The following is a 7,894-nucleotide window of genomic DNA, read 5'->3' as shown; positions in this document are numbered from 1 at the left end:
CCCCCACCGGGCGGGGGTCGCTTTCCCGGACGGGAGGTGGTGGGCCGGAGGGGATGGGTGTTCGGACGTAAAGCGAAGCAGTCCGAACACCCACCCCCGGAGGCCCGCCACCGGCACCCACCACACACCACCGCGGCCCCCGCCCAACCACCACCCCGCCGAAGGCGAAAACGCACGGCGCCGCAGCCGAGTACGTACGCCGGGCCGCGAGGCAAAACGGCGCCGCAGCCGAGTACGTTCGCCGGGCCGCCAGGCTTCTACGTCAACATGAGGCCGATCCCTATCACCATCAACCCGGCTGCCGCGATCCGCGGCGCGCCGAACCGCTCCCGGAAGAACACCGCACCGATCGCCGCGCCGACGATGATCGAGGACTCGCGCAGTGCGGCGATGGGGGCGAGGGGGGCGCGGGTCTGGGCCCACAGGACCAGGCCGTAGGCGAAGACGGAGAGCACCCCGCCGGCCAGCCCGCGCAGTGCGACGGGGCGCAGCTCGGTGAGGAGTTGGCGGCGGCGGGTGGCCAGCGCGTAGGCGGGGATCACGATGCCTTCGAGGAGCATCAGCCAGGCGATGTAGCCGAGGGAGCTGCCGGAGGCGCGGACGCCCAGGCCGTCGACGGTGGTGTACGAGGCGATGGCCAGGCCGGTGGCGAGCGCGGCGATGATCGCCGGCCAGTGGGGGCGCGTGCCGGAGCCGCGGATGCCCCAGAGGGCGACGCCGACCAGACCCGCGGAGGCCAGTGCCACGCCGGCCAGTGCCCAGGCCCCGGGGACCTCATGGACGAAGATTGCGGCCAGGACGGTGACGACCAGCGGTGCGGTGCCCCGGGCGATGGGGTACATCTGACCGAACTCGCCCAGGCGGAACGACTGCATGAGCAGGGCCTGGTAGACGATGTGCAGCACGGCGGAGGCCAGGAGGTAGGGCCAGGCGCCGGCGGCGGGGAGCGGGGTGACGGCCGCCATGGCGAGGCCGCAGAGCGCACCGCCGCCGCCGACCAGGGTGAAGGCCAGCAGCTGATCGCGGATGCCGTGGGCGAGGGCGTTCCAGCTGGCGTGGGTGACAGCGGCCAGCAGGACGGCCGCGACGACGAGCGGCGTCACGAGGTGCGCTCGCGCACGTCCACGACACGGCCCTGGGCGTACTCGATCAGGGAAGCGGGGTCGAGCGGGAAGACGGTGTACGGGGTGCCGGCGGCGGCCCAGACCGTGTCGTGCGCGAGCAGCCCGCGGTCGGCGAGGACGCGGGTGCGGGTGAGGTGTCCGAAGGGCGGTACGCCGCCGATGGCGTAGCCGGTGGCTGCGCGAACGAGATCGGCGTCGGCGCGGCCGACCGTACCGGCGCCGAGTTCCGCGCGCAGGCGTTCCATGTCGACGCGTGCGGAGCCGTCCATGAGGACCAGCACCGGCTCACTGTCCGCGGTGAAGATCAGCGACTTGACGATCTGTGCGAGGTCACAGCCGACGGCCGCGGCGGCCTCGGCGGCGGTGCGGGTGGCCTCGGGGAAGCGGCGGACCTCGACGGTCAGGCCGAGTTCGGCGAGGGCCTCGGCGAATCGGGGGTGAGCCGGTGAGGGGGTGGCGGTCTCCCGGGGGGTCTCGGACGTGGAATCGCTCATGGCCCGCACGCTAGCGAAAGCTGTACGGGCCATGCGACCTTCTTTTGACCGATGAGACGAGGGGCACGCGGCCGTGCCCCCGCTGCCTCAGCCGGCGGTGAGCATCGCGCGGACCAGCGGGCCCGCGTTGGAGCCGCCGTGCCCGCTCGCCGGGACGACGGCCGCCGCGGCGAGGTCGTTGCGGTAGGCGGTGAACCAGGCGTTGGGCTTCTTCTGGTTGTCGACCTCGGCGGAGCCGGTCTTGGCGCCGATGTCACCGCTGACCCCGGCCATCGCCTGGGCGGCCGTCCCGGAGGTCGCGGTCAGCTTCATCAGCGACTTCAGACCGCTGAGGGTGGACGGCTTCATCGTGCGGGAGGCCTTGGCGAGCGTCCGGTTGTCCAGCGACGGCGCGACGATGTACGGCTGGTGGAAGGAGCCGGCCCGGACCGTCGCGGCGAGCGAGGCCACATTGAGCGGGTTCATCCGCACCCCGCCCTGCCCGATCAGCGAGGCCGCCATCTGGGCGTCGTGCTGCACCGGCACCGCGCCGTCGAAGGTGGGGATGCCGGTCTGCCAGTTCAGTCCGATGCCGAAGACGTCCCGGGCCTCGTTGGTCAGGTCGTCGTCCTTGAGGTCCTTGGCGTGCGAGATGAAGGCGTTGTTGCAGGAAGCGGCGAAGCTCTGCGCGAAGGTGCCGTGCTTGATCTCGGACTTGTCGAGGTTCTGGAACTTCCAGCCGCCGACGGTCACGTACTTGGGACACGGGTTCTGCTTGCCGGGCGAGGTCAGGCCCTTGTCCATGAGCAGCGCCGAGGTGACGATCTTCATCGTCGAGCCGGGGGCCAGCGACCCCTGGGTGGCCATGTTGAAGCCCTTTTCCGGGGCGTTGGCGATCGCCAGGATCTCACCGGTGCTGGGCTTGACCGCGGCCGCGGAGGCGGACTTCTTGCCCTTGACCGCCCGTTCCGCCGCCGACTGCATGGCGGCGTCGAGGGTGGTCTTGAGCGTGCCCGGCGTCCCCTTGGAGAGCACCTTCAGCGTCTTGTCGGGCAGCTGGTCGGCGGGCTTGGCGCTCTTGGCGCGCTGGATGAACAGCTCCACGCCGGGCTTGCCGTCGGTCTTGTCGCCGTACTTGTCGCGCAGGCTGTCCAGCACCCCGGCGAGTGCCGGATGCGCCTGGGGGGTCAGCGCGGCGCCATGGCGGTCCACAGCCTTGATCGGCGGCGCCTCGGCCTCGCCGGTCCGCAGCTGGTCGCCCTTGGCCAGGCCCGGGTGCAGCACCGTCGGCCGCCAGGCGACCTGCGGCTTCCCGGTGGTGGTGTCCCGCTGCACGGTCGCGGATGTGCGGTACGAGTAGGGCGCTTTGGTGCCCTTGTACTCGATCTGCGCGGAGACGGTGTACGGCACCTTCTCGCCGTCCGGCGTGCCGGGCGTCACTGTCATCTTGGAGAACTTCGCCTCCTTGCGGAGGGCCTCCATCGCGCTCTTGCAGGTCTCCGGACTGTCCGTCAGCCCGGCCGCCTTGGCGGTGTCGCCGGACTGCCAGGCGGACAGGAACTGCCGGGACGCCGTCTGTACTTCCTTGGCCGACAGCGGGCCGGTCGGGACCTTGGTCCCCTTGTCACCCGACTTGGCATCCGCCGACTTGACCTCGCGCGACGACGAGTCGTCCGAGCCGAACAGCGTCAGGCCGCCCACAACTCCCGCGACCAGGGCCACCGATCCGCCGATCAGCCCGTACATCACCTCACGGCGCATGCCACCCATTCCCTCCGAAGCGTCGTCCTTGAATACGCACACAAGAACGTGCCTCGCACTCTATGGGACACGGGGAGGCGGTGAGTCTCGATCCGGGCACGGTCCGGTGACGCACTGTTGTAAGCCTGTGACAGAACTGTCGAATAAGCCGGTTCACACCCAGGTGTCGAACCACATCCGGTGGTGCCAGGCGCTTTTGGGGATCGGCATACCCGTGTAGAGCGGATAGAAGTAGATGAAATTCCACACGATGAGGAGGACCAGGACACCGGCGCCCACCGCGCCGACCGTGCGGCGCCGCTCCGTTGAGCCCGGAGGCCCGATGAGCGCGCCGAGCATCATCGCCAGCGCCAGACACAGGAACGGGACGAACACCACCGCGTAGAAGAGGAAGATGGTCCGCTCCTGGTAGAGGAACCACGGCAGATAGCCGGCCGCGACCCCGCAGGCGATCGCCCCGGCCCGCCAGTCCCGCTTGAACAGCCAGCGGTAGAGCACGTAGAGCAGCGCGAAGCAGGCCGCCCACCACAGCAGGGGGGTGCCCAGCGCCAGCACCTCGCGGGCGCAGCCCTCGGCCGCCGTGCAGCCGTCCTGGCCGGCCTTGGGGTCCTCGTAGAAGTACGAGACCGGGCGGCCCAGGACCAGCCAGCTCCACGGGTTGGACTGGTAGGTGTGCGGGGTGGTCAGTCCGGTGTGGAAGGCGTAGACCTCGGTCTGGTAGTGCCACAGGCTGCGCAGCCAGTCCGGCAGCCAGGTCCAGGCGCCGGTACGGCCCTCCGGGGTGGTCGCCCAGTCGCGGTAGTAGCCGCCCTTGGTGGCGATCCAGCCGGACCAGGACGCGAGATAGGTGGCGAGGGCGAGGACGACCGTGGACCCGAACGCGGGCAGCACATCGCGGCGCAGCACCGACCGGAAGGGGCGGCGGGCACCGGCCGTACGGCGGGCCGCGACGTCCCACAGCACCGACATCAGGGCGAACGCGGCGAGGTAGTACAGGCCGTTCCACTTCGTCGCGGCGGACAGGCCCAGACACAGCCCCGCCGCGATCCGCCACGGCCGCCACCCCAGCCGCAGCCGGTCACCGACCGCCTCGTCCGGGCGGGCCGGGCCCGATGCCTCCCCGGCTTCACCGGCGAGCGGCAGCGCCGCCGCCAGCCGGGCCCGGGTGCGGTCCCGGTCCACCAGCAGGCAGCCGAACGCGGCCACCACCCAGAACATCACGATCAGGTCGAGGAGGGCGGTGCGGCTCATGACGAAGTGCAGCCCGTCGACCGCCAGCAGGGTCCCGGCCAGACAGCCCAGCGCCGTCGACCGCAGCAGCCGCCGGCCGATCCGGCAGACCAGCAGCACCGACAGCGTGCCGAGCAGCGCCACCATGAACCGCCAGCCGAAGGGGTTCATCCCGAAGGCCCACTCGCCCAGCGCGATCAGCCACTTGCCCATCGGCGGATGGACGACGTACGAGTGCTCCGGCGAGAGCAGCAGGTGCGGCGGATGCGCGACCAGCGCGTCATTGGCGTTCTTGGCCCAGGTGCCCTCGTAGCCGTACTGCAGCAGCGACCAGGCGTCCTTGGGGTAGTACGTCTCGTCGAATATCACCTTCCGCGGGCTGCCCAGGTTCCAGAACCGCAGCACCCCGGCGAACAGCGCCACCAGCAGCGGACCGGCCCAGCCCGACCAGCGCGCCAGCCGGGCCGCCGCGTCCGGGCCCGCGCCGAACACCGCCCACAGGCGGCCGCTCGGCTCGGGGAAGGGGGGCACCAGCCGCGTCCGGACATCGGCCTGCGGGCGGGCGGGGTACCCGAAGCGGCGCAGCCGCCGCCGCCACACGGGCGGCCGTCCGGCCGGCTCCGGGGCGTGCTGCGCGGCGGCGTCGGTCGCGGTGGTGTCACTCGTCACGCGGCCCATCGTAGGGAAGCCGCCTGTGGACCTGCGGGGAGCGCCACCGTGCGAACCGGCGGGTCGGGGCGCGGCGGCGTCCTGGGAGGATGGGCGGGTGACTGGAACGCTGGTACTTGCAGGGACGCCCATCGGCGAGATCGCGGACGCGCCGCCGCGGCTCGCCACCGAGCTGGCCGCCGCCGATGTGATCGCCGCCGAGGACACCCGGCGGCTGCGCCGGCTGACCCAGGCGCTGGACGTCCAGCCGTCCGGGCGGATCGTGTCGTACTTCGAGGGCAACGAGGCGGCCCGGACGCCCGAGCTGGCCGAGGCGCTGACCGGCGGGGCGCGGGTGCTCCTGGTCACCGACGCGGGGATGCCCTCCGTCTCCGACCCGGGCTACCGGCTGGTCGCCGCGGCCGTCGAGCGCGACATCAAGGTCACGGCCGTACCGGGCCCCAGCGCGGTGCTCACCGCGCTGGCCGTCTCCGGTCTGCCGGTGGACCGCTTCTGCTTCGAGGGGTTCCTGCCGCGCAAGGCGGGGGAGCGGCGCTCCCGGCTGCGCGAGGTCGAGGGCGAGCGGCGCACGCTGGTCTACTTCGAGGCGCCGCACCGCCTGGACGACACCCTGGCCGCGATGGCCGAGATCTTCGGCGCGGACCGGCGCGCCGCGGTCTGCCGCGAGCTGACCAAGACGTACGAGGAGGTCAAGCGCGGACCCCTGGGCGACCTCGCGTCCTGGGCGGCTGAGGGGGTACGCGGCGAGATCACGGTCGTCGTCGAGGGGGCGCCGGACACCGGGCCGCCGGAGCTGGGCGCCGAGGAACTGGTCCGCCGGGTGCGGGTCCGCGAGGAGGCCGGGGAGCGCCGCAAGGAGGCGATCGCCGCGGTCGCCGCGGACGCCGGGCTGCCCAAGCGGGAGGTCTTCGATGCGGTGGTCGCCGCAAAGACCGCGCAGAAGAACACTGCGAAAACCGACTCATCAGAAGGTAAATGACTGGCCTCGAAGGTAAAGGGTGTGGCTGCGCGATCGGGTGTTTTTCCTGCCGCCGGCCAAAACTGGGCCAATACGATAGAAGCACTACTGCGCTGTGGCCGGAAAAGGCGTTCCCTGGGTGAGGGGCGAACGGTTCCCCGAAGACCTTGTCCAGCGGACAAGAGGAGCGCACATGAGTGAGATCGCGAAGGCCACCGGCGTCACGACCAGCGAAGACCGCACCCTCTCCAGGCCCGAGGCCGCCGCACACGAGGCGTACTCCTTCGCCTGCATGAGGTGCGGCCATGGCTGGGAGCAGGCGTACGAAATAGTCCATCAGGTCGACGGCAAGGGCGATCAGCACGTCGTCTACTACGCCGACGGCGAGCGGGTCCCGTCGCCGCTGACCCACCCCTCCTGCCTGAACTGCGCCAGCAATGTCGTGCGCATCATGCGGTCGGGTCAGGTCTCGATGGTCTCCGACGCGATCGCGAACTTGCACCAGCGCCAGCCCGGCGGCGAGAAGCGGAAGGAACCGGCGCCCGCGGCGGACACCGGCGGCAGCGGCAGCACCGCCGAGGACACCGGCCGCCACCACTGGCACCTCTCCGACCTGCTGCACCCCTTCCAGCACCACCGCAAGTGAGGCCCGCGCCGCGGCCCTCGTAGGATCGCGGCCATGGCACCGCAGGACAAGGACACTCCGCCGCCGCTGCCCGCACCACTGCGGGTGGCGGCGGCGGATTCGCACACTCACCTGGACATGCAGGGCGGCACCGTCGACGAGGCGCTCGCCAAGGCCGCCTCGGTCGGGGTGACCACCGTCGTCCAGGTGGGCTGCGATCTGGCGGGTTCCCGGTGGGCCGCCGAGACCGCGGCTGCATACGACAGCGTGCACGCGACGGTGGCGCTGCACCCCAACGAGGCGCCCCGGATCGTGCTGGGGGACCCTGACGGCTGGTCGCGGCAGGGCGCCCGGGAAGCCGGTGGCGACGCCGCGCTCGACGCCGCGCTCGCCGGGATCGCCGAGCTGGCCGCGCTGCCGCAGGTGAGGGGCGTCGGCGAGACCGGCTTGGACTACTTCCGTACGGGTCCCGACGGCATGGCCGCCCAGGAGCGCTCCTTCCGCGCCCATATCGAGATCGCCAAGCGGCACGGCAAGGCCCTGGTCATCCACGACCGGGAGGCCCACGACGACGTGCTGCGGATCCTGCGCGAGGAAGGCGCCCCCGAACGGGTCGTCTTCCACTGCTACTCCGGTGACGCCGCGATGGCCGAGATCTGCGCCGCGGCCGGCTACTTCATGTCCTTCGCCGGCAACGTCACCTTCAAAAACGCCCGGGCGCTGCGGGAAGCCCTCGCCGTCGCCCCGCCCGAGCTGGTGCTCGTCGAGACCGACGCCCCCTTCCTCACCCCCGCGCCCTACCGCGGGCGGCCCAACGCCCCGTACCTCGTTCCGGTCACCCTGCGGGCGATGGCGGAGGTCAAGGGGATGACGGAAGACGCCCTGGCCACCGCCGTCGCGGCGAACACCGCGCGGGCCTTCGGCTACTGAGTGTCCGGCGGCCCGCGGCGGCGGGCCGCCGTCGGCCCCGCCCCACCGCGCCCTCGGCACGCACGCCGAGCTGGTGGAGCGCGCCGGCGACGGTGTCCGCAGTGGTCCACACCGTGCGGCGCTG

At 71.9% G+C, this 7,894-nt stretch carries 7 protein-coding genes and 1 pseudogene; 3 read left to right on the top strand and 5 right to left on the bottom strand.

Going from position 1 to position 7,894, the window contains the following annotated elements:
- Positions 1 to 257 precede the first annotated feature (257 nt).
- From EST92_RS29825 to EST92_RS29810, 4 genes are all read right to left on the bottom strand, one after another.
- The gene (locus EST92_RS29825) at positions 258 to 1,103 is read right to left on the bottom strand and encodes a DMT family transporter (protein WP_129283808.1); all 846 of its coding nucleotides are present in this window, start codon (positions 1,101 to 1,103) and stop codon (positions 258 to 260) included.
- Positions 1,100 to 1,618, bottom strand: coding sequence for a YbaK/EbsC family protein (locus EST92_RS29820; RefSeq protein WP_254069137.1), 519 nt, complete (start codon positions 1,616 to 1,618; stop codon positions 1,100 to 1,102). The genes EST92_RS29825 and EST92_RS29820 overlap by 4 nt, the downstream gene beginning before the upstream one ends.
- Positions 1,619 to 1,705: 87 nt before the next feature.
- Positions 1,706 to 3,358, bottom strand: coding sequence for a penicillin-binding transpeptidase domain-containing protein (locus tag EST92_RS29815; RefSeq protein WP_129283806.1), 1,653 nt, complete (start codon positions 3,356 to 3,358; stop codon positions 1,706 to 1,708).
- Between the two features lie 153 nt (positions 3,359 to 3,511).
- Positions 3,512 to 5,266: a phospholipid carrier-dependent glycosyltransferase gene (locus tag EST92_RS29810; protein ID WP_129283805.1), complete on the bottom strand. Its 1,755-nt coding sequence runs from the start codon at positions 5,264 to 5,266 to the stop codon at positions 3,512 to 3,514.
- Positions 5,267 to 5,354: 88 nt separating this feature from the next.
- Between EST92_RS29810 and rsmI the strand changes: the two genes are divergently transcribed.
- From rsmI to EST92_RS29795, 3 genes are all read left to right on the top strand, one after another.
- Positions 5,355 to 6,236: a 16S rRNA (cytidine(1402)-2'-O)-methyltransferase gene (rsmI, locus tag EST92_RS29805; RefSeq protein WP_129283804.1), complete on the top strand. Its 882-nt coding sequence runs from the start codon at positions 5,355 to 5,357 to the stop codon at positions 6,234 to 6,236.
- Positions 6,237 to 6,408: 172 nt separating this feature from the next.
- Positions 6,409 to 6,861, top strand: coding sequence for a hypothetical protein (locus EST92_RS29800; protein ID WP_129283803.1), 453 nt, complete (start codon positions 6,409 to 6,411; stop codon positions 6,859 to 6,861).
- 33 nt (positions 6,862 to 6,894) lie between these two features.
- On the top strand, positions 6,895 to 7,770 hold the full coding sequence (locus EST92_RS29795; RefSeq protein ID WP_129283802.1) for a TatD family hydrolase: 876 nt from the start codon (positions 6,895 to 6,897) through the stop codon (positions 7,768 to 7,770).
- 46 nt (positions 7,771 to 7,816) lie between these two features.
- Here EST92_RS29795 and EST92_RS29790 read toward each other — a convergent pair.
- Positions 7,817 to 7,894, bottom strand: a pseudogene (locus EST92_RS29790) (ubiquitin-like domain-containing protein); the annotation flags it as partial.

Origin of the sequence: Streptomyces sp. TM32, from assembly GCF_004122755.1 — a bacterium.
In the GTDB taxonomy this organism is placed as follows: domain Bacteria; phylum Actinomycetota; class Actinomycetes; order Streptomycetales; family Streptomycetaceae; genus Streptomyces; species Streptomyces sioyaensis.
This window is presented reverse-complemented; position numbering and strand designations above follow the sequence as displayed.